At 52.6% G+C, this 19414-nt stretch carries 19 protein-coding genes and 1 riboswitch; of the genes, 18 read left to right on the top strand and 1 reads right to left on the bottom strand.

Annotated features, from left to right (window positions below):
• Positions 1-87: 87 nt before the first annotated feature.
• The 16 genes from pyk to ACI31J_RS02110 all read left to right on the top strand — a co-directional run bounded on the left by pyk (position 88) and on the right by ACI31J_RS02110 (position 15255).
• On the top strand, positions 88-1509 hold the full coding sequence (gene pyk, locus ACI31J_RS02035) for a pyruvate kinase (RefSeq protein WP_320609846.1): 1422 nt from the start codon (positions 88-90) through the stop codon (positions 1507-1509).
• Between the two features lie 136 nt (positions 1510-1645).
• Positions 1646-2524: a CvfB family protein gene (locus ACI31J_RS02040; RefSeq protein ID WP_439772788.1), complete on the top strand. Its 879-nt coding sequence runs from the start codon at positions 1646-1648 to the stop codon at positions 2522-2524.
• Positions 2525-2526: 2 nt separating this feature from the next.
• Positions 2527-3417, top strand: coding sequence for a tyrosine-type recombinase/integrase (locus tag ACI31J_RS02045; protein WP_439772789.1), 891 nt, complete (start codon positions 2527-2529; stop codon positions 3415-3417).
• 17 nt (positions 3418-3434) lie between these two features.
• Entirely contained in the window at positions 3435-3791 is a 357-nt protein-coding gene (locus ACI31J_RS02050; protein ID WP_439772790.1) for a reductase, read from the top strand.
• Positions 3784-4575 (top strand): segregation and condensation protein A, encoded by a 792-nt coding sequence (locus ACI31J_RS02055; RefSeq protein WP_439772791.1) that lies wholly within the window; start codon positions 3784-3786, stop codon positions 4573-4575. Before ACI31J_RS02050 ends, ACI31J_RS02055 begins: the two co-directional genes overlap by 8 nt.
• Positions 4553-5140, top strand: a complete 588-nt coding sequence (gene scpB / locus ACI31J_RS02060) for an SMC-Scp complex subunit ScpB (RefSeq protein WP_439772803.1) — start codon at positions 4553-4555, stop codon at positions 5138-5140. The genes ACI31J_RS02055 and scpB overlap by 23 nt, the downstream gene beginning before the upstream one ends.
• Positions 5141-5857, top strand: coding sequence for a pseudouridine synthase (locus ACI31J_RS02065; protein ID WP_439772792.1), 717 nt, complete (start codon positions 5141-5143; stop codon positions 5855-5857).
• A gap of 83 nt (positions 5858-5940) precedes the next feature.
• Positions 5941-6060: riboswitch (FMN riboswitch) on the top strand.
• A 111-nt stretch (positions 6061-6171) separates the two neighbouring features.
• Positions 6172-6753, top strand: a complete 582-nt coding sequence (locus tag ACI31J_RS02070) for an ECF transporter S component (RefSeq protein ID WP_439772793.1) — start codon at positions 6172-6174, stop codon at positions 6751-6753.
• 110 nt (positions 6754-6863) lie between these two features.
• Entirely contained in the window at positions 6864-7901 is a 1038-nt protein-coding gene (locus tag ACI31J_RS02075; protein ID WP_439772794.1) for a helix-turn-helix domain-containing protein, read from the top strand.
• Entirely contained in the window at positions 7894-9342 is a 1449-nt protein-coding gene (locus ACI31J_RS02080; RefSeq protein ID WP_439772795.1) for a RecQ family ATP-dependent DNA helicase, read from the top strand. The genes ACI31J_RS02075 and ACI31J_RS02080 overlap by 8 nt, the downstream gene beginning before the upstream one ends.
• 78 nt (positions 9343-9420) lie before the next feature.
• A complete protein-coding gene (locus tag ACI31J_RS02085) occupies positions 9421-9993 on the top strand; it encodes an SAG1386/EF1546 family surface-associated protein (RefSeq protein WP_439772796.1) in 573 nt (190 codons plus the stop codon).
• A gap of 20 nt (positions 9994-10013) precedes the next feature.
• Positions 10014-10697 (top strand): (d)CMP kinase, encoded by a 684-nt coding sequence (gene cmk / locus ACI31J_RS02090; protein WP_439772797.1) that lies wholly within the window; start codon positions 10014-10016, stop codon positions 10695-10697.
• A 72-nt stretch (positions 10698-10769) separates the two neighbouring features.
• On the top strand, positions 10770-12005 hold the full coding sequence (gene rpsA / locus ACI31J_RS02095; RefSeq protein WP_439772798.1) for a 30S ribosomal protein S1: 1236 nt from the start codon (positions 10770-10772) through the stop codon (positions 12003-12005).
• An 89-nt stretch (positions 12006-12094) separates the two neighbouring features.
• Positions 12095-13408, top strand: a complete 1314-nt coding sequence (gene der, locus ACI31J_RS02100) for a ribosome biogenesis GTPase Der (protein ID WP_439772799.1) — start codon at positions 12095-12097, stop codon at positions 13406-13408.
• 194 nt (positions 13409-13602) lie between these two features.
• Positions 13603-13878 (top strand): HU family DNA-binding protein, encoded by a 276-nt coding sequence (locus ACI31J_RS02105; RefSeq protein WP_057808260.1) that lies wholly within the window; start codon positions 13603-13605, stop codon positions 13876-13878.
• A 114-nt stretch (positions 13879-13992) separates the two neighbouring features.
• Positions 13993-15255: a tetratricopeptide repeat protein gene (locus ACI31J_RS02110; protein ID WP_439772800.1), complete on the top strand. Its 1263-nt coding sequence runs from the start codon at positions 13993-13995 to the stop codon at positions 15253-15255.
• Between the two features lie 50 nt (positions 15256-15305).
• Here the strand turns inward: ACI31J_RS02110 and ACI31J_RS02115 are convergent, their stop codons facing one another.
• Positions 15306-16133, bottom strand: a complete 828-nt coding sequence (locus ACI31J_RS02115; protein WP_439772804.1) for a site-specific integrase — start codon at positions 16131-16133, stop codon at positions 15306-15308.
• A gap of 121 nt (positions 16134-16254) precedes the next feature.
• Here ACI31J_RS02115 and ACI31J_RS02120 point away from each other — a divergent pair, with 121 nt between their 5' ends.
• Complete coding sequence (locus ACI31J_RS02120) at positions 16255-17469, top strand: CCA tRNA nucleotidyltransferase (RefSeq protein ID WP_439772801.1); 1215 nt, start codon at positions 16255-16257, stop codon at positions 17467-17469.
• A gap of 3 nt (positions 17470-17472) precedes the next feature.
• Positions 17473-19374, top strand: a complete 1902-nt coding sequence (locus ACI31J_RS02125) for an ABC-F family ATP-binding cassette domain-containing protein (RefSeq protein WP_439772802.1) — start codon at positions 17473-17475, stop codon at positions 19372-19374.
• Positions 19375-19414 lie beyond the last annotated feature (40 nt).

Raw genomic sequence — 19414 nt, forward strand, 5'->3', positions numbered from 1 at the left:
TGAAAAGTGCTATTATACAAGTGTGCAAATGAGGGATGCAATTGGCAGACCGCAGTTGATGCATAAATGTAAAGGAGAGATTCATTTATGAAGAAAACCAAGATTGTAAGTACCCTTGGTCCTGCAAGTACTGATGTTGATACGATCGTTAAGCTGATCCAAGCGGGAGCAAACATTTTCCGTTTCAACTTCTCACACGGTGACCACCCAGAACACTTGGGCCGGATGCAAAACGTTAAGAAGGCCGAAGAAATCACTGGTAAGCACGTTGGTATCATGCTTGATACTAAGGGTGCTGAAATTCGGACTACTGTTCAAAAGGACGGTAAGATCGAATACAACATTGGTGACAAGGTTCGTATTTCCATGGATGCTTCATTAGAAGGTACCCACGACAAGATCGCCGTTACCTACCCAGGTCTGTACGACGATACTCATGTTGGTGGCCACGTTCTCTTTGACGATGGTCTGATCGACATGCTGATCGACGAAAAGGACGAAGCAAACAAGGAATTGGTTTGCCACGTTCTGAACCACGGTGTTCTTGGCTCACGGAAGGGTGTTAACGCCCCAGGTGTTTCCATCAACCTGCCAGGGATCACGGAAAAGGACAGCAGTGACATTCGCTTCGGTCTTGACAACAAGATCAACTACATCTCTGCTTCATTCGTTCGTAAGGCCCAAGACGTTCTTGACATTCGTGAACTCCTCAAGGAAAAGAACATGGAAGACGTTCAAATCTTCCCTAAGATCGAATCTCAAGAAGGTATCGACAACTTCGAAGAAATCATCGAAGTTTCTGATGGTCTGATGGTTCCTCGTGGTGACATGGGTGTTGAAATTCCTGCTGAAAATGTGCCGATCGTCCAAAAGCACATGATCAAGCGGTGCAACGAATTAGGTAAGCCAGTTATCACTGCTACCCAAATGCTGGACTCCATGCAAGAAAACCCACGTCCAACTCGTGCCGAAGTATCTGACGTTGCTAACGCTGTCTTCGATGGTACTGACGCAACGATGCTTTCTGGTGAAAGTGCCAACGGTGACTACCCTGTTAAGTCCGTTGCCATGATGAACGCCATTGACATCAAGGCTGAAAACCACCTTTGGGAATTCGGTACTGAAACCTTTGATTGGGACAAGTCTGATGTTACTGAAACGATCGGTTCAGCAGTTGCTAATGCTGCTAAGGACTTGGACATCCACACCATTGTTGCCTACACTGCTTCAGGCTACACTGCTAAGATGATCTCCAAGTACCGTCCTAACGCCGACATCGTTGCCCTGACTCCTAACGAGCGGGTAGAACGGGGTCTCATGATCAACTGGGGTGTTCAACCTTACGTTGTTTCTGAAATGAAGGATACCGACAAGATGTTTGACCTGGCTGCTGAAAAGGCAGTTGAACTCGGCTTCGCTAAGAAGGGTGACAAGATCATCATCGTTGCCGGTGTGCCTTTGGGTGTCCCAGGTGCTACTAACCTGATGCGGGTTAAGACGATTGACTAATCGTTATTAACGTTAAATGAAAAGAGTACGATTACGGTCGTACTCTTTTTTTATTTGTTGGAAACTGGTCAAAGCCTGGTTCGCCGTGTAAAATAGTTCTAGTATGCAATCTAGAAGAGATAAGTGGGGTAAGAATATGAACTCTGCATTAGGAAAAGTCGTTTCGGCGGTGATGATCGACGAAAACGACGATTATTATTTTGTCCAGCCGGCCCGCAATGGTCAGACATACCGCCTGTTGAAGACGGAGAGTCCGCAGGTCCTCCACATCGGTGGGCAGGTCCGCGGCTTCGTGTATGAAAATGAGGATCACCAGTTACAGATGACCTGTCAGCATATCCCAACCGTTCAAGTTGATCACTATGACTTTGGAACCGTCGTCGGGGTGCGGCGCGACCTCGGGGTGTTCGTCGATATCGGGTTGCCCAATAAGGACATCGTGGTTTCTTTGGACGATCTGCCGGAGCCAAAGCACCTCTGGCCGCAACCGGGCGATCGTTTGATGATTGCCCTGACGGTTGATAGTAAGGACCGCATCTGGGGGAAGCTGGCGGATGACGCCATTTTTAATACCATCTCGGCAGCGCCATCACCGCGGTTGCAGAACCACGATACTTACGCAACGGTCTATCAGCTGAAACTCAATGGTACCCACGTTTTAACGGACGGCTACCACCTGGGCTTTATTCATCCCAGTGAGCGGGACCAGGAGCCTCGGCTGGGTCAACGGGTCAAGGCACGGGTGATCGGGGTTTCGTCACACAACAGTCTTAACTTGTCATTGAAGCCGCGGGCCTACCAGGCAATCGGTGAGGATGCCCAGATGCTGCTGGCAATGCTAAAGCAGGATCAGCACCACAGTCTGCCGTATACCGATAAAAGCGACCCTAAGGACATCCGGGCAGTCTTCGGGATCAGCAAGGGCCAGTTTAAGCGGGCGGTTGGTCACCTGCTTAAATTGGGCCTGGTTGAAGAAAAGGCTGGCCAGCTGATTCTCTTAGAAAAGAATGATTGAAAATGACGGATGAGATTACCGCCTTTATTGCAATGCTTAAAGACGAGCGGGGACTGGCAACCAACACCCAGGAAAATTACCGCCGCGACCTGGTGTCCGCCAAGAACTTCTTTATGAAGCAGGGGATCACCGACTGGCAGGCCGTCGATCGGTATGCCGTAATGGATTTTTTAACAGCTCAACAGCAGGCCGGCAAGTCAGTGGCGACTATTAACCGGCTGATCTCAAGCCTGCGCCAGTTCTTCCGCTACCTGGTCCGGCAGCGCCAACTAGTAATTAATCCGATGGAAACCATTGACCACCGGCCGGTCAGCACCTCGCCCGAACCGCCAGTAGTCCTAACTGAGGAAGAGGTTGACTGCCTCTTAAACGTTCCGGATACCACGACCCCGCTGGGAATTCGCGACCGGGCGATCCTCGAATTGCTCGATGCGACCGGAATGCGGGTGACCGAGCTGACGACCCTGCCCCTCGATTCGCTCCACCTTGACATCAAGTTTGTGCAGTTGCAGGGGAGCGGTCGGCATGAACGAATGGTTCCGCTAGGCCGGCCCACGGTTTCGTGGCTGGAAAAGTACCTGCAGACAGTCCGGCCGCAACTGGTCGATGGAGACCAGACGGCGGTCTTCCTTAATGCCCACGGGCGGCCGTTGACCCGGCAGGGAATTTGGAAGAACTTCAAGAATTGGGTTCAAGAGGCGGGGATCACTAAGCCGGTGACGCCGCAGACCTTTCGTTATACGCTGGCTGTGCAGTTGCTTTCGCGGGGGGCCAGTGGCCAGGCTGTCCAGGAAATGCTGGGGTACACGGAGCTTCGCATGCTCCGCCCCTACCTGAAAGTTACCCCGCAGGAGCTTTTTAAGACCTACGAAAAATATCACCCACGAGCATGAACTAGGGAGGGAAAGGTATGCTAGTACATTATCGAAAAGACTATCAAAAGATTGCAATGGGCCTGCTTTCCCTGCTCCCCGAGCTGCGCGATGGACAGCGATTCAAGGATGAGCTTCACTGGGCCCTGGAAGAGGAAAATCCGATTTACCTCTGGAAGGATCAGGAGGACAATCACTTCATCGCAGTGGTTATCTTGGAGCTCGGAACCGACTATGTATTGCTGCGCCGGCTTTCCTTTACCCCGAGTGAACGCTCCGGACGGAATGTTTATGCCCTCCTGACTGCTATTCACGAGGAGTACCCGGACCGTCGGCTGATGGGGACGCTGAGCACGCAACCATTGATTACGACTTGGGGGAAGGCAAATGAATGAGGACAAGACTGTGCGGGCTGATCACCAGCCAACCCTGAAGCTGGGAGACTTCGAGGGGCCCCTCGACCTCCTATTGCACCTAATCCAAGAGGCGAAGATGGACATCTATGACATTAAGATTGCCACGATCACCAGCCAGTACATGGACTATCTTCATCAGATGAAGGCCCACCGGTTAGAGATCGCTGGGGAGTATTTTGTGATGGCCTCAACTTTGATGCGGATCAAGAGTCAGCTCCTGCTTCCCCAGGCGCCGCCGCTTGATGAGGAACCAGTTGAAGAGCCGGTCGATCCCCGCCAGGAGCTGGTCGAGCAGCTGATTGAATACCAGCGTTACAAAAAGGCGGCTGATCACCTGAAGGACAAGGAAAACTACCGCCAGCAGGAGTATACTCGGCCGGCGATGCGGGTTCCCCGTGACCTGGTGAGTGAGCAGGTGGCCCCGGGGGTCAGTTTGGAACAGCTCCAGGCCGCCTTTACGCAAGTCCTGAAGCGGCATCGGTTTGTCCAACCTGCCGTTGAAACCGTGGCGGCAGAGAAGGTCAGTGTTGCCCAGCAGATGAGGACGGTTTTTGAACAGGTGACGGCCGGGCCGCAGCGCTTTGTCGACCTGTTAACACGGGCGGTAACAAAAGACGAGCTGGTGACCACTTTCCTGGCCGTTTTGGAACTAGCTAAGCACCAAGCCGTCCACATTGAGCAGGCGGGATTGTTTGCACCAATAATTATCAAGGAAGGTTTGAAGAGTGATGACTACCGAAATAACGAATACCGCCCAGATTGAGGGCCTACTGTTCATCAGCGGTGATGAGGGGATCACGGTTGGCGACCTGGCTAAGGTCACCGGTTTCATGAAGCCAGCAATCACCGCCATCCTAGACAAGTTGGCGGCGCGCTATGAAGAAGATCCCAATAGCGCGCTCGTCGTCTTGCATAGCGGCCAGACTTACCGCCTGGCGACCAAACCGACGCTGGCACCGGTGATCAAGCAGTACTTCGAGATTCCGCTGACGGTGCCGCTGACCAACGCTTTGTTGGAAGTCTTAGCAATCATTGCCTACCGCCAACCGATTACCCGTCTGGAAATTGACGAGATTCGGGGAGTCCAGAGTTCGGGGTCGTTACAAAAGCTGATGGCTCGGGGACTGGTGGATACCCATGGCCGCCTTGATGCTCCTGGCCGACCTTTCCGCTATGTCACAACGGAGAGCTTCCTGGACTACTTTGGCCTGTCATCGCTGGAGGATCTGCCACCGCTGCCGGAGCAGGAAGACCTCGATAGTGCGGCATTGAGTGGGGACCTATTTTTAACAGCATTCCAGTCACGCAAGCAAGGGGGAAGAAATTAAATGGAAAGATTGCAAAAAGTAATGGCCGCGGCGGGAGTTGCCTCGCGGCGAGCCTCTGAAAAGCTGATTTCAGGCGGCCGGGTGCAGGTCAATGGTGAAACAGTTACGGAGCTGGGCACCAAGGTCAGCCGGCACGACAAGGTTGAGGTCGACGGGGTGCCGATCCACCGGGAAGCACACGTCTATTACTTGCTGAATAAGCCGCGGGGCGTCATCTCCAGTGCCCATGATGAAAAAGGCCGGAAGACGGTGGTAGATATCCTGCGTGAAGATGAGGTTGAGGAACGGATTTACCCGGTTGGCCGCTTGGATTATGACACTACTGGTATCCTCCTGTTGACTAATGACGGTGAATTAGCCAATAAGCTGATGCACCCTCGTTTCGAGGTTGCTAAGACCTACATTGCCAAGGTTAAGGGGGTTATCCAAAACGACGAACTGAAACGGCTTCGCTTAGGAGTCCGGATCGACGGCAAGAAGACTAAGCCGGCCAAAACCAGGCTGAAGGAGGTGGACCGTCACCACCAGACCAGCCTGGTTCAATTGACGATTCACGAAGGCCGCTACCACCAGGTTAAGCGGATGCTTGAAGCTGTCGGGCACCCGGTGATCAAATTGCACCGGGAAACATACGGCTTCTTAAATTTGCAGGGGCTGCAGTCGGGCGAATTCCGTGAGCTCCGGCCTGAGGAGGTCACCAAGCTGAAACAGCTGTAGCAATATGCCGCCAAATTAGTCAGCTTGGAAAAACGTTGACGTGACGGGGGAAAGCCCTTATAATAAAGTTGTAAAATTTAAAAAGTTGTCTTCAAGGCGCGGTGAAATTCCCGACCGGCGGTGCAAGCCCGCAACCCACGTCAAGTGGTTGATCCAGTTAAATCCTGGAGCCGACAGTATAGTCTGGTATATAGAAGAAACTTCTACGTACGTTAACCCTAATTAAAGTAGGCGCTGCTGGCAGTTATTTGTTGGTAGCGCTTTTATTTTCTAAAAGGGGCCGACTGAAGGCAATCTCAATGGAGGTTGTTATTATGACAGTGTCGCATTTACGAATTCAACGGTTGGTCGGAATCGCCTGCTTAGGGGCGTTGGCCTTTATCCTGATGCTATTCGAGTTCCCCATTATCCCGATGGCATCCTATCTCAAGATCGACTTTTCGGATGTTCCTGTTTTGATCGGAGGCTACATCTACGGTCCGGTCGGGGGCATCGTGATTGCTTTGATTAAGTGCCTGATTCACGGGATGATTCGGGGATTTTCGGTCGGGGAACTGATCGGTCTTTTCAGTGATTTCATTTCGTCTCTTGCGCTCCTCTTGCCGTTTTGCCTGATCTGGAAGAAGAAGCCGCAGTGGTCACAGAAAAAGCAACTCCTGGTTGGCGGTGTTGCGGCTATCCTGACCCTGACCGTGGTGATGTCCTTGCTGAATCTGTGGGTTCTGACGCCGCTGTATATGGCGGTTTGGAACTGGAAGTCGACCCTGCCGGTTTCGCAGCTGGTTGCCCTCGGAGTTTTGCCGTTTAATCTTATCAAGGGACTGCTGGTTACCGGGGTGTTTGCCATCATCGCGATTCAATTGCGACCGTGGTTGGCAGCCCATCGTTATCAATAATTAATTCAAGAAAGGATTGCAGTGAAAAGTTTTGCTGCAATCTTTTTTAGTGCATTTAAAGTTTGTTTCCGTTTGTTCCTAGTGAGAGAATGAGTAATGAGGTTTTGACTATGAATTCATACATCTTACGTTTTTTTTCCTATCATCAGCCCCGCCGGATTCGGGTAATCGAAGGCCTGCTGACCAACCGTCAAACGGTCTCCAACCTGTTTTGGGGGCAGCAGTACGGTCTCTTGCAATGGCTGGGCGCCAATCGACAGCTGCAACGAGCAGAATATGATGCAACCATCAAGTCGCTGGTAGAAGAGCAACTGCTAATTGTTGATGATGAGCACCAAGCCCGGCTGACGGTTAAGGGAGTCCAACAGCAGGAAGCGGGAAAACAATACCAGCCGCACTTCCTCGACTGGTACTGGCTAACTAATACCAATCAGTTCGGCCAACGCTTGCTCTTGGGGATGCAGGTGGTGTCGGAATATGCTTATCACAACGCCAAATACGCGCCTGTGACGGTGGAGTATGGCCAGATGCTGGCGGTAAAACAATGGTTTCGTCGGACCGACCGCCAGCACCTGGCTGCGGCGGTCTATCGTGACCTTGACCGGCTGACAACCGGGTTGGCGGATGCAAATCCGAAGCTGGCCGCTTTCCTGGTCGACGGACTGGTTGGCCATGACCTGCCGGCGTGGACCAATGACCAGCTGGCCGAACAGCTGCATCTTTCCACTGCCGATATGCTGGTCCTTAATCATGACTTGCTCTTAGGAGTGGCGGCCTATTGTCGACACGTCCCGGGGCCATTGCACGACCTCTTGGCGCCATTGCTCAATGCCGGCCCGCTGTCGAGGAGCGCGGGTGCCACCCTGGGCTTTTATCGTCGGGGCGCTACCCTGGAACAGATTGCCGCTCGGCGCCACTTGAAGCTGAGTACGGTACGGGAGCATATCCTGGAGGCGGCCATCTTATGCCCGGACCAGCTGGATTGGGACCAATTGTTGCCCGCTGCTCAGCGCGCAGCCTTGGCAAAACGGTACCCAACCGAAGACGTGACGGCGTGGCGCTTTCAACCGGCAAAGCCAGCCGCGGGGGACGCCTTTTTTGAGTATCGGCTTTTTCAAATCTTTCAGGGGAGGGAGCGGCATGACTAATTCGGCTGAAATGTACCGGCTGCTGAAAGAACGTTTCGGTTATCAGGACTTTCGCGATGGCCAGCGGGAGACGATTGAATCACTATTAGCCGGGCACGATACCCTGGCGGTCTTGCCGACGGGGGCGGGCAAGTCGTTGCTGTACCAATTGCCAGCCTACTTGTTGCCCGGCGGGGTCATTATTGTATCGCCCCTAATTTCTTTGATGCAGGACCAGGTCGACCGCCTGCGCCAGCATGGTGAGAAGCGGGTGGTGATGCTAAATAGCCAGCTGCATGGTGCCGCTCGTGACCAGGTCTTGCAGTCGCTGGCCAGCTACCGTTTCATCTTCGCTTCCCCGGAGATCCTGACTAATCCGGCAATTCTGGCGGCCCTTCGCCGAATTCCGCTAAGCATGATGGTGATTGACGAGGCCCATTGCATCTCACAGTGGGGCCCCGACTTTCGCCCCGAGTACCTGCTGCTGCAAAAAATTCGCGAATCCATCGGCCAGCCGCGCCTGCTGATGCTGACCGCGACTGCGCCGCCGCGGGTCCGCCGAGACATCCTGAAAAAGCTGGGATTGAACCGCGACCGTGTCCACATGGTGATTCGCTCCGTCAACCGGCCCAACATCTTCCTGGCCGTGGAGCGAGTGACTAACCAGCAGGAAAAGGACGAACGCCTGCTCCAGCTGGTGGCTAAATTGCCGGGGCCCGGAATCATCTACTTTGCCAGCCGCAAACTGGCGACACAGGTGGCCGAATGGCTCCATGAGCAGACCGGATTCGTCGTTGTCCCGTACCATGCAGGGATGTCACCGGTCGACCGTTTCAAGATTCAGCAACAGTTCATGAAGAACCAGATTCAGCTGATTTGTGCGACGAGCGCCTTCGGAATGGGGATTGATAAGGATGACATCCGCTACGTCATTCACTACCACCTGCCGGCAAACCTGGAGAGCTATATGCAAGAGATTGGTCGGGCCGGTCGTGATGGTCAGCAGAGTGTAGCAGTTTTATTGTATGCTCCTGGGGACGAAGGGTTGCCCAGCCAGCTGACGGCCATCAGCCTCCCCAGTGTCAACCTGCTGACTCAGGTGAAGAATCACCGCTTGCAGCCCACCGTCCTCGGCGATGATCAGGACCTGTTCGCCTTCTACCTGGACCATGACTACCAGCCCGCCCAGATAATCGCGGCATTCAAACAGCGGCGCCGCCAGCAAATCATCAGTCTGCAAAAGATGCTAGATTATCTCAGTCTGACGACCTGTCGTCGGCGCTTTCTGCTTGATTATTTCGGTGAGGAAGCTGGCGAGTTTTCGCCGCCGTGTTGTGACGCTGACCAGCAAAATTGGTTAGGAGAACTCACATTTCCAATCCCAATTGATGGGCCGGCGAGTGGTCAGCAAGCGGACTGGCACCAGCGCTTGCGACAGCTCTTTAACCAGCCGGTCCAATGACAATCGGTGCTAGACAAGATACAAAGACGTGCGCTACAATCAAAGACGTTAAACTTTATCGCAAGGGAGGTTTATTTAGTGAGTGAGCATCATGAAGAGACGCGCCAACAGCGTGATGAATTATGGGACAAGACCTTTACTGATAACGAGGATCTCGATAGTGACGGCCACCTGTCACGGACGGAGCACCGGCGGCAACGGTCGCATAATTCAATGATCACAACGGTGCTGATTGTCCTGATTATTATCTTGGCAGCGGCCCCGGTAATTTATTGGGTCAACAACAAGCAATCGTTCAATCACCCGTTACGGACGGAACAACAGGCGTCGTCATCCGTGAGTAGTAAAAAAAAAGCTTCTCAACGGTCCAAAACCTCAGCTAAAAAGCACCAGCGGGCGAGCTCGTCTGTAAGCAGCAGCCAGTTGTCGTCTGCTTCGTCAATCACGAGTAGCAGATCAAGTTCACTGACCAGCAGTAGTAGTTCGGCGGCCAGTAATGCCCAAGGACGGCGGTATGTGACGGTGCAGCGCGGCGAGAGTGTTTATCGGATTGCCGAACACAATGGCATTTCTGCCCAGGAACTCGCCCAATTGAACAACATGACGGTCAGGACACCAATTCATCCTGGTCAGCAGTTACGAGTAAAATAGATTTGGAGTGAAAGATAGATATGACAAGGATCCAAGTGGCCATTGACGGGCCGGCCTCAGCAGGCAAGAGCACGGTTGCCAAACTGGTGGCCAAGCGGTTTAATTACGTGTACTGTGACACGGGGGCAATGTATCGGGTCGTAACCCTGGCTGCCCTGCGTAAGGGGCTGTCGATGGACGACACCGACCAGATCGTCCGTCTGGCACAGCAAATCAAGATCAGCTTCCAGCCTGGTGACCCCGAACAGCGGGTTTTCCTTGACGGCGATGAGGTTACCCAAGACATTCGCCAAGGGGAGATTGACAAAAACGTTTCCGCGGTGGCAGCCATTCCAGCCGTCCGGACGGAGATGACCAATCAGCAACGCAAAATTGCCCAAGCCGGCGGCATCGTGATGGATGGTCGTGATATCGGAACCACTGTCCTGCCTAAGGCCCCCGTTAAGATCTTCATGGTGGCGACGGCGCATGAACGGGCGCGTCGGCGGTATGTTGAAAACAAGGCTAAGGGGATTGCGACTGCTTCTTTGGCGGAGCTTCAAAAAGAAATTGAGTTGCGGGATCAAAAGGATTCCACGCGGGCGGTCTCACCGCTGACTCAGGCCCCAGATGCCGTCAGGTTGGATACCACGAACCTGTCGATTGATCAGGTCGTGGACGAGATCAGTAAGATAATCAAAAAAACTCAGGAACAATTACAGTAAACACTGGAAATACTAAACTTTTTTTAGTAGAATAGTTTCTAGAGTTGATTGTTGCAAGGAGGATTTTTTTTAATGGCTGAAAACAATGAAAAGAACAACGATATGTTAAAGGCACTTGATAGCATCGAAACTGTTAAGGTGGGCGATGTTGTCAAGGGTGAAGTTTTGGCAATCGATGACGATCGTCAAGCTATCGTTGGTATTAAAGATGCAGGGGTTGAAGGTGTCGTCCCTGCTAAGGAATTATCAACCAAGCCAGTTGAAGACATCAATGATGCAGTTAAAGTGGGTGACGAATTAGACTTAGTTGTCATCTCTAAGATTGGTAACGATAAGGAAAATGGTAGTTACTTACTTTCTCACCGTCGTCTTGAAGCCCGTAAGGTATGGGATGACATTCAAAAGAAGTTCGATGATGGTGAAACCATCACTGCTAAGGTTACCCAAGCAGTTAAGGGTGGTTTAGTTGTTGATGCTGGAGTACGTGGTTTTGTCCCTGCTTCAATGATCACTGATCACTACGTTGAAGACTTGAACCAATTCAAGGGCCAAGAACTTGAATTCAAGATCATCGAAATCGAACCAAGTGAAAACCGGCTGATCCTTTCCCACAAGGAAATCGTTAAGGCTGAACACGAAAAGGCTGCTGAAAAGGTCTTTGCTGAATTACAACCTGGCGACGTTGTTGAAGGTAAGGTTGCCCGGATGACTAACTTTGGTGCCTTCATCGACCTCGGTGGCGTTGATGGTCTGGTTCACGTTTCCGAAATTTCCTACGACCACGTTGACAAGCCATCAGATGTTCTTTCTGCTGGTCAAGACGTTAAGGTTAAGGTATTAAGCGTCGACCCTGACCGCGAACGGATCTCACTGTCCATCAAGCAAACTCTTCCTGGACCATGGGATGACATCGAAGAAAAGGCTCCAGCCGGCTCTGTCCTGACTGGTACTGTTAAGCGCCTGACGAGCTTCGGTGCCTTCGTTGAAGTATTCCCTGGTGTTGAAGGTTTGGTTCACATTTCCCAAATCTCACACAAGCACATCGCTACGCCAGCTGATGTTCTTAAGCCAGGTCAAGAAGTTAAGGTTAAGGTATTGAACGTCGACCCAGAACGTCAACGTTTAGGCTTATCCATGAAGGCTCTTGAAGAACGTCCAAAGGGTGAAGACAACGACAACCGTCGTGGTGGCCGTCGTCCACGCCGGAACAACAACCGGAACGTCATGAACAACGCCCCAGAAGAAGAAACTGGTTTCTCCATGGGTGATTTGATTGGTGACAAGCTGAAGGACTTACGGAACAACTAATTACGATTAAGTCGCATCGGGGAGGCTGAGAAGAAAGGTATTTCTTCCCAGCCTTTCTTTTATTCATAATATCAAAGGGGTGAAAATTTATGGCAAATCCTGTTGTAGCAGTGGTTGGCCGACCGAACGTCGGTAAGTCAACCCTCTTTAACCGCATTGCGGGTGAACGGATCTCAATTGTTGAAGATACCCCGGGGGTTACCCGTGATCGGATCTATGCCCACGGCGAATGGCTGGGTAAACACTTCAATCTGATTGATACCGGGGGAATTGAACTTTCTGATCAGCCGCTTTTGACGCAAATTCGGGAGCAGGCTGAAGTGGCGATTGATGAGGCGGACGTCATCATCTTCGTGGTGGATATTGAAAACGGAGTCACTGACGCCGATGAGCAGGTGGCTCGGATCCTTTATCGTTCCGACAAGCCGGTGGTTCTGGCCGTCAACAAGGTTGATAACCCGGAACGGCGCAGTGATGTCTATGACTTCTACTCATTGGGGCTGGGCGAACCATACCCGGTTTCCAGCGTGCACGGGGTCGGCATGGGAGACCTGCTGGATGCGGTGATTCATCGCTTCCCTGACAATGTCGCTAACGATGAAGATGATAGTATCCACTTCAGCTTCATCGGCCGACCGAACGTTGGTAAGTCCTCCCTGGTCAACGCGATCCTGGGGCAAAACCGGGTGATCGTCTCCAATGTTGCGGGAACGACTCGGGACGCCATCAACACCAGCTTTACGACTGCGGATGGCCAAGAGTTCACGATGGTCGATACGGCCGGGATCCGAAAGAAGGGCAAGATCTACGAGAATACTGAGCGTTATGCCCTGATGCGGGCGATGCGGGCCATTGACGACAGTGACGTAGTCTGCGTGGTTCTCAACGCTGAAGAGGGGATCCGTGAAATCGATAAGCATATCGCCGGCTATGCCCATGAGGCCGGTTGTGGGGTGATCATCGTCGTCAATAAGTGGGACACCTTAAAGGAGAAGGACCACCGGACGATGACCGACTTCACCAACCTGATCCGGCAGGAGTTCCAGTACCTGAGCTATGCACCGATCATCTTCGTTTCTGCCAAGACTAAGCAGCGCTTGAACCAGCTGCCCGGCCTGATTGAGGAGGTTAATGCCCACCATCAGCGGCGGATCCAGTCCTCTGTCCTGAATAACGTCTTGATGGATGCCATTGCGGCCAACCCAACTCCAACGCAAAATGGGAAGCGGCTCCGCATCTACTACGGCACCCAGGTCGCAACGGCACCGCCGACCTTTGTGATCTTCGTTAACGACCCTGAGCTGATGCACTTCTCCTACCAGCGTTATCTGGAAAACCAGATTCGGCAGGCGTTTGATTTCAGCGGGACACCGATCCACCTGATCAAGCGTCAACGTCAGTAAATTTAAGCGGTTTGGAAACAATAAAAAAGGCTTAAAAATTGAGGAAAAGCGCTTGCCAGTAGGGTTTCACTATGCTAACCTTAACAATGAAATGATACGAACTCCTCGTAATTATTTCGTTAATTTTGGACCACTCAAAATTAACATTCATTGGTACCATTTTGGTGGTGTCAATTCGTGGGAGGTGAAATCAAATGGCAAACAAAGCAGAATTAGTAAGTAACGTTGCTGCCGCAACTGGCTTGACTAAGAAGGATGCTACGGCTGCTGTTGACGCTGTCTTCAGTTCTATCCAAGCATCTTTGGCTAAGGGTGAAAAGGTTCAACTGATCGGCTTCGGTAACTTCGAAGTACGTCAACGTGCTGCACGTAAGGGCCGCAACCCACAAACTGGTAAAGAAATCCAAATCCCTGCAAGCAAGGTACCAGCATTCAAGCCTGGTAAAGCTTTGAAGGATGCTGTTAAGTAATTAACAGCTTTATACAATAAACGAGAATGCTAGCTTAGCTAGCGTTCTCGTTTTATTTTTTCAGCGATCTTTGCTATTCTTAAGGTAGATATTATTTAACAGGGGAGACCAAAATTGACATATTCAGAACAGATGCTTGACCAGCTGCAGGCTGGCGAGCTGACCCAAGCCAAGCGCACCTTCCGGCAGGCACTCGATCACGACAGCGATGACATGCTTTTCAGTCTGGCCGAGGAACTGTACGGCCTGGGCTTTTTGCGTCAGGCCCGCCGTACTTATCTGACCTTGCTGGAACGCTATCCAGATGAAGATGAATTGCGCACCAACCTGGCTACGATTGCCATTGATGAGGGGCATAATGACGAAGCCCTCTCCTACCTGGCCCAAGTTCAGCCGGATTCACCGGCCTACCTGGAGTCCTTACTGGTAGCCGCGGATCTCTACCAGACCGAGGAGGAGTTCGAAGTCACTGAAAGCAAACTTAAGGAGGCGGAACGCCTGGCGCCCGACGAACCAGCGGTCCAGTTTGCACTGGCGGAGTTCTACTACCTGGTTGGTCGTTTTGATGATGCCATTGATTACTACTTCCGCCTCATTAAGAACGGGTATACCGAATTTGCCAAGGTGGACATTGCTGGGCGGCTGGGAATGTGCTATGCCCAGAGCGGTCAGTTTAAGCAGGCACTGGGCTATCTCAAGCAGGTTAAGCCCGAATACCAGACGAGCGACATCCGCTTCCAAAAGGGCCTTACCCAGCTCCACCTTGACCAGTTAGACGATGCGATCAAGACCTTAGAGGACCTGATCAAGGATGATGACCAGTACGCGTCTGCCTACCCAGCCCTTGCCCAGGCCTTCTCTAAGCAACGCAACTACCCGCAGGCCCTGCGGACGATTCAGGAGGGCCTGGCGGTTGACCAGTATAATGAGCAGCTGTACTCGCAGGCGGCCGAGATCGTCAGTCATCTCGGCAACCACCAGCTGATGGAGAAGTACCTCAAGAAGGCCCATGAGCTGGACCCGGACAACCTGACCATCATCCTCCAATACAGCAACTTCCTCCTGCACCAGCATGACGACCAAGAAAACATCAAGTTGCTGGCGCCATTGATCAAGGAAGACGAGGTTGACCCCCAGGTATACTGGAATCTGGCCCGGTCCTACCAGCGGACAGAGCAGTTTGACCTGGCCGATAAGTACTTCCGGGCCGCGGCTCCAAGCTACCAAGACGACCCAACCTTCTTAAAGGAACTGATTGACTTCGACCGTGAAATGGGGAACACTCAGAAAATGCTTCCTGAGCTCCGCCGTTACCTGACCCTGGTGCCGACTGATACGGCAATGCAAGACCTGTTAGACGAGTACGAGGAATATTAATACCTGCTAAAAAACTAGTGATAGGCCGTGTCTGCGGAATCACTAGTTTTTTATTGTAGTTTTAGGAGAAGCCGCTGGTAGTAGAGGAGGGACGCTGGGTCGAGTTTTAAGCGCTCCATCAATTCACCATCGGCTAGGTCGCGGTGCTTGGCCAGCTCGGTCAGAATGTAGCTCTGGTGGAGATACTTCGGGGCGAGGTGAAAACCAAGGTAGTCCTGGTCGCCCTTCAAGTACTTGTGCAACCCGGCGTTGGTAAGCTGGGGAGAATCTGGCTGGTAGCGTTGCTTTAAGAAGAGGTCGGCCGAATTTTGCAGGGCCTGTCGAGGGCGGATGAAGTCCTGGTACCGTTGCAAGAATTCCTGTTCGACCGGATCGGTGATCTTGTGCTGGGCCAAGACCCGGTAAAAGCCGGGCTGGAGAAATTCGCCCACGGTGAAGCCGTATTTGCTGAGGAGAAGGGTCAACCGGGTGTAGTAGTGGACATGGTCGTCTTTTAGGATCGGGTCCAGTTGTTGGAGCCACTTGGTTGAGATTCGCTGACGGGGGTTGATGGCCTGACCGTGCAGTGTGAGAGTGGGGTAGGACGTGATCAGCTGGTGGGTGAAGAGGTAGCGAAAGTAACGGTTGAGATGGGAGAGGATCTTGTTATAAGTGCCCATGGTGATTCCCTGCTGGGTGCGCAGCATGTCAAAGTAGGCCCGGACATCGCTCTCGGTGAGGTTGGCAAGCCGGGGGTCGTGGGCAAACGCGGACCGGTTAGCCAACAGGTAGGTAAAGAAGTTGGTAAGGCTGGTATCGTAGGTCTGGACGGTCAGCGGGGCCAGCTTTTTCTGGTCACGGAGGAAGGCTTGAAACTGTTTCTGGTATGGGTAATTCATGATCACTTGTCACGCTCCCTTGAAGTCGTAATTTACTTTAACTATACCGCAAAACGAAAATTAGCGCTAGAAAAAACGATTTGTTATAATCAATAGCAGACGAAAAGAAGGACTTGATAAGATGATAATTAAAGAGCTTCCGGCGATTTTTACACCGGCCCGGCCTGTTTTGCAGAGAATCGAGCAGGCGGGCTTTGAAGCCTACTTTGTTGGGGGATGCGTGCGGGACACTATCCTGGGCGATCCGATCCATGATATCGACATCGCGACGAGTGCCTATCCCAGTGAGATCAAGGCGATCTTTAAACGAACCGTCGACACGGGGATCGAACACGGTACCGTGATGATCCTGGACCACGGGACCGGTTATGAAACGACGACCTTTCGAACCGAATCCGGCTACCAGGACTACCGGCGCCCCGATTCGGTGACCTTTGTGCGTTCTCTGGCCGAGGACCTCAAACGGCGAGACTTCACCATTAATGCCCTGGCACTCCGTGAAAACGGGGAAGTGATTGACCTCTTTGACGGTTTGACCGACCTGAAGAAGCACCTGATTCGGGCAGTCGGCGACCCTAACGAGCGATTCCATGAGGATGCCCTGCGGATGATGCGGGCGGTCCGCTTTGCCAGCAAATTGGACTTTACGATCGATCCGGCCACCCTGGCGGGGATCAAGCAGAATGCACCCTTGCTCGCCAAGATTGCGGTGGAACGGATCCAGGTTGAGTTTGAGAAGCTGCTCTTGGGCCAGCAACCGGTCAGCGGTCTAAAGGACTTCATCGCTACCGGCCTATACCGGTACTGCCCGGGCCTGGCTGACCAGCAGGACGCCCTGAGCGGATTATTAGTGCTCAACAACTGGCAGCTTGAAAATACCCAGCAGGCATGGGCCATGCTCTGCGTCCAGCTGGGCCTGACTGGCAAATCGATCGGGCGGTTCCTCAAGCAGTGGAAGACTTCGAACGACTTGATCAAACAGGTTAAGAAAATTGTGCCGCTGATTGCCTGCCTGCGTGATAATAAATTGACGGCACTGGATCTGTTTGAAGGTGGCTGGGATGCCGTCCGCGATGCCAACCAGGTTGCCAAGCTCTACGGGTGGGCCAAGGACGACCAGGAACTTGAAGCACTGTATCAGGCCCTGCCGATCAAGAGTAGTAAAGAATTGGCCGTTGACGGCCGTACTCTGATGGTTGCCGGCCAGATCAAGCCCGGTCCCCGGTTGGGTCAGATCCTGAATGACTTGACAAAGGCGGTGGTCCAGGGGCAACTGGCCAATGACCAGCAGACCCTGCTTGAGATGGCTCGGACACTGGCAGAAGAAAAGGGGTAAAAAATGCAAACAATGCGTGCAGAGGGACTGACCAGTACCTATGGTGAGAAGACCCTCTTTAAAGATGTTAATTTTATTATCAATGAAAATAATCGGATCGGCCTGATCGGGGTCAACGGTAGCGGGAAAACCAGTCTGCTGAACGTCATCAGCGGGGAGACCAGTCCGGAGAAGGGCACGATTGAAAAGCCCAATGACTACACGATCGGTTATCTCAAGCAGCAACCGGAATTGGATGAGCAAAAGACGATCATGGAAGCAATCTTCGAGGGCCAGCAGCCGGTCTTTAAGACGATCCGGGCATATGAGGATGCCCTAAAGAAGTTCAGCGACCAGCCTACGGACCCCCAGGCAATTGATCGCTATACCAAGATGCAGGCGAAGATGGACCAGGAGGACGCCTGGGAGGCCGACAGCCAGGTCAAGACGATCCTGACCCAGCTGAAGATTAAGGACACCAGCCAGAAGATTGGTGAACTGTCCGGGGGCCAGCAGAAGCGGGTCGGCCTGGCCCAGGTGCTGATTGAACAGCCGGACCTCCTCCTGTTAGACGAACCGACCAACCACCTGGATCTTGATTCGGTCATCTGGCTCCAGGACTTCCTTAAGAGCTACAAGGGGGCAGTGCTGGTTGTTACCCACGATCGGTACTTCCTGGACCAAGTTACTAACCACATTTGGGAGCTTTCCTTTGGTAATCTTTACCACTACGAGGGGAATTACCAGGACTTTGTGGCTAAGAAGGCGGAACGGGTCGAGCTGGCCCAAGAAACCGAAAAGAAAAATCAACAGCTCTATAAGAAGGAGCTGGCTTGGATGCGGACGGGTGCTAAGGCCCGCAGTACCAAACAAAAGGGGCGGATCAACCGTTTCCACGAGTTAGAGGGAAAGGTCGGCAACTTAAAGGTCGACCAGGATATCTCAATCAACCTGGGCTCACAACGCCTGGGCAAGGACGTCATCAAGTTTGAGGACGCGAATCTCAAGCTTGGCGACCACCAGATTCTCCAGGACTTCAACTGGCTGGTCCAGGCCGGCGACCGGATTGGAATCACTGGTGAGAACGGGGCAGGGAAAACCAGCCTGCTCAACGTGATCGCCCAACGGGTACCCCTGGATAGCGGGGTGCTGAAGATCGGGGAAACGGTTAAGCTTGGCTACTACACCCAGCAAACCGAGGGGGTCGACGACAGCAAGCGGATGATCTCCTTCCTGAGCGAAATCGCCGAAAACGTTACCGACAAGGATGGCAACAAGATCAGTGTTACCCAGTTGCTGGAACGCTTCCTCTTCCCCCGTTTCATGCACGGCACTCTGATTCGCAAGCTCTCCGGGGGCGAAAAGCGGCGGTTGTACCTGCTTAAGATCCTGATGCAGCAACCCAACGTCCTCCTGCTGGACGAACCGACCAACGACCTCGATATTGGGACGCTGACGGTATTGGAGGACTACCTGGATAACTTTGCGGGAACGGTCATCACGGTTTCTCACGATCGCTACTTCCTCGACAAGGTAGCCGATAACCTCTTGATCTTCCACGGCAACGGTCAGATCCAACGCTACACTGGCCGGTTCACTGACTATCTCAAGGAAGAGCAGGAAGAAAAGGACAGTCAGCAAGCGGCCAAGACGGCGGTGAAGAAGGCTAAACCGGCGCCGAAAGAGAAGCCGGCTGCCAAGAAGAAGACCAAACTGACCTACGCAGAACAGCTGGAGTGGAATCATATTGATGATGACCTTGACCAGCTTGACCAGCAGCACCAAGCCCTGGAGAAACAGATGGCAGCGGCCGCCAGTGACTACACCAAGCTGGCTGAACTGCAAAAACAACTCAACCAAGTCCAAAAGCAGCTTGATGAGAAGACGGCCCGTTGGGAGTACTTGAGTAACTTTGTGGACGAATGATCCGCACCCCAAACATTTTAGACACAACTACAAAAAGCCG

Source organism: Limosilactobacillus sp., assembly GCF_051873075.1.
Classification (GTDB): Bacteria; Bacillota; Bacilli; order Lactobacillales; family Lactobacillaceae; genus Limosilactobacillus.

Excerpts from the sequence above, each read along its gene's own strand:
- ACI31J_RS02120 (WP_439772801.1), top strand. The coding sequence starts at position 16,255 with ATGATAATTAAAGAGCTTCCGGCGATTTTTACACCGGCCCGGCCTGTT.
- rpsA (WP_439772798.1), top strand. The coding sequence starts at position 10,770 with ATGGCTGAAAACAATGAAAAGAACAACGATATGTTAAAGGCACTTGAT.
- ACI31J_RS02040 (WP_439772788.1), top strand. The coding sequence starts at position 1,646 with ATGAACTCTGCATTAGGAAAAGTCGTTTCGGCGGTGATGATCGACGAA.
- ACI31J_RS02105 (WP_057808260.1), top strand. The coding sequence starts at position 13,603 with ATGGCAAACAAAGCAGAATTAGTAAGTAACGTTGCTGCCGCAACTGGC.
- ACI31J_RS02065 (WP_439772792.1), top strand. The coding sequence starts at position 5,141 with ATGGAAAGATTGCAAAAAGTAATGGCCGCGGCGGGAGTTGCCTCGCGG.
- ACI31J_RS02045 (WP_439772789.1), top strand. The coding sequence starts at position 2,527 with ATGACGGATGAGATTACCGCCTTTATTGCAATGCTTAAAGACGAGCGG.
- cmk (WP_439772797.1), top strand. The coding sequence starts at position 10,014 with ATGACAAGGATCCAAGTGGCCATTGACGGGCCGGCCTCAGCAGGCAAG.
- ACI31J_RS02070 (WP_439772793.1), top strand. The coding sequence starts at position 6,172 with ATGACAGTGTCGCATTTACGAATTCAACGGTTGGTCGGAATCGCCTGC.
- der (WP_439772799.1), top strand. The coding sequence starts at position 12,095 with ATGGCAAATCCTGTTGTAGCAGTGGTTGGCCGACCGAACGTCGGTAAG.
- ACI31J_RS02080 (WP_439772795.1), top strand. The coding sequence starts at position 7,894 with ATGACTAATTCGGCTGAAATGTACCGGCTGCTGAAAGAACGTTTCGGT.
- ACI31J_RS02075 (WP_439772794.1), top strand. The coding sequence starts at position 6,864 with ATGAATTCATACATCTTACGTTTTTTTTCCTATCATCAGCCCCGCCGG.
- ACI31J_RS02115 (WP_439772804.1), bottom strand. The coding sequence starts at position 16,133 with ATGAATTACCCATACCAGAAACAGTTTCAAGCCTTCCTCCGTGACCAG.
- pyk (WP_320609846.1), top strand. The coding sequence starts at position 88 with ATGAAGAAAACCAAGATTGTAAGTACCCTTGGTCCTGCAAGTACTGAT.
- ACI31J_RS02050 (WP_439772790.1), top strand. The coding sequence starts at position 3,435 with ATGCTAGTACATTATCGAAAAGACTATCAAAAGATTGCAATGGGCCTG.
- ACI31J_RS02055 (WP_439772791.1), top strand. The coding sequence starts at position 3,784 with ATGAATGAGGACAAGACTGTGCGGGCTGATCACCAGCCAACCCTGAAG.
- ACI31J_RS02125 (WP_439772802.1), top strand. The coding sequence starts at position 17,473 with ATGCAAACAATGCGTGCAGAGGGACTGACCAGTACCTATGGTGAGAAG.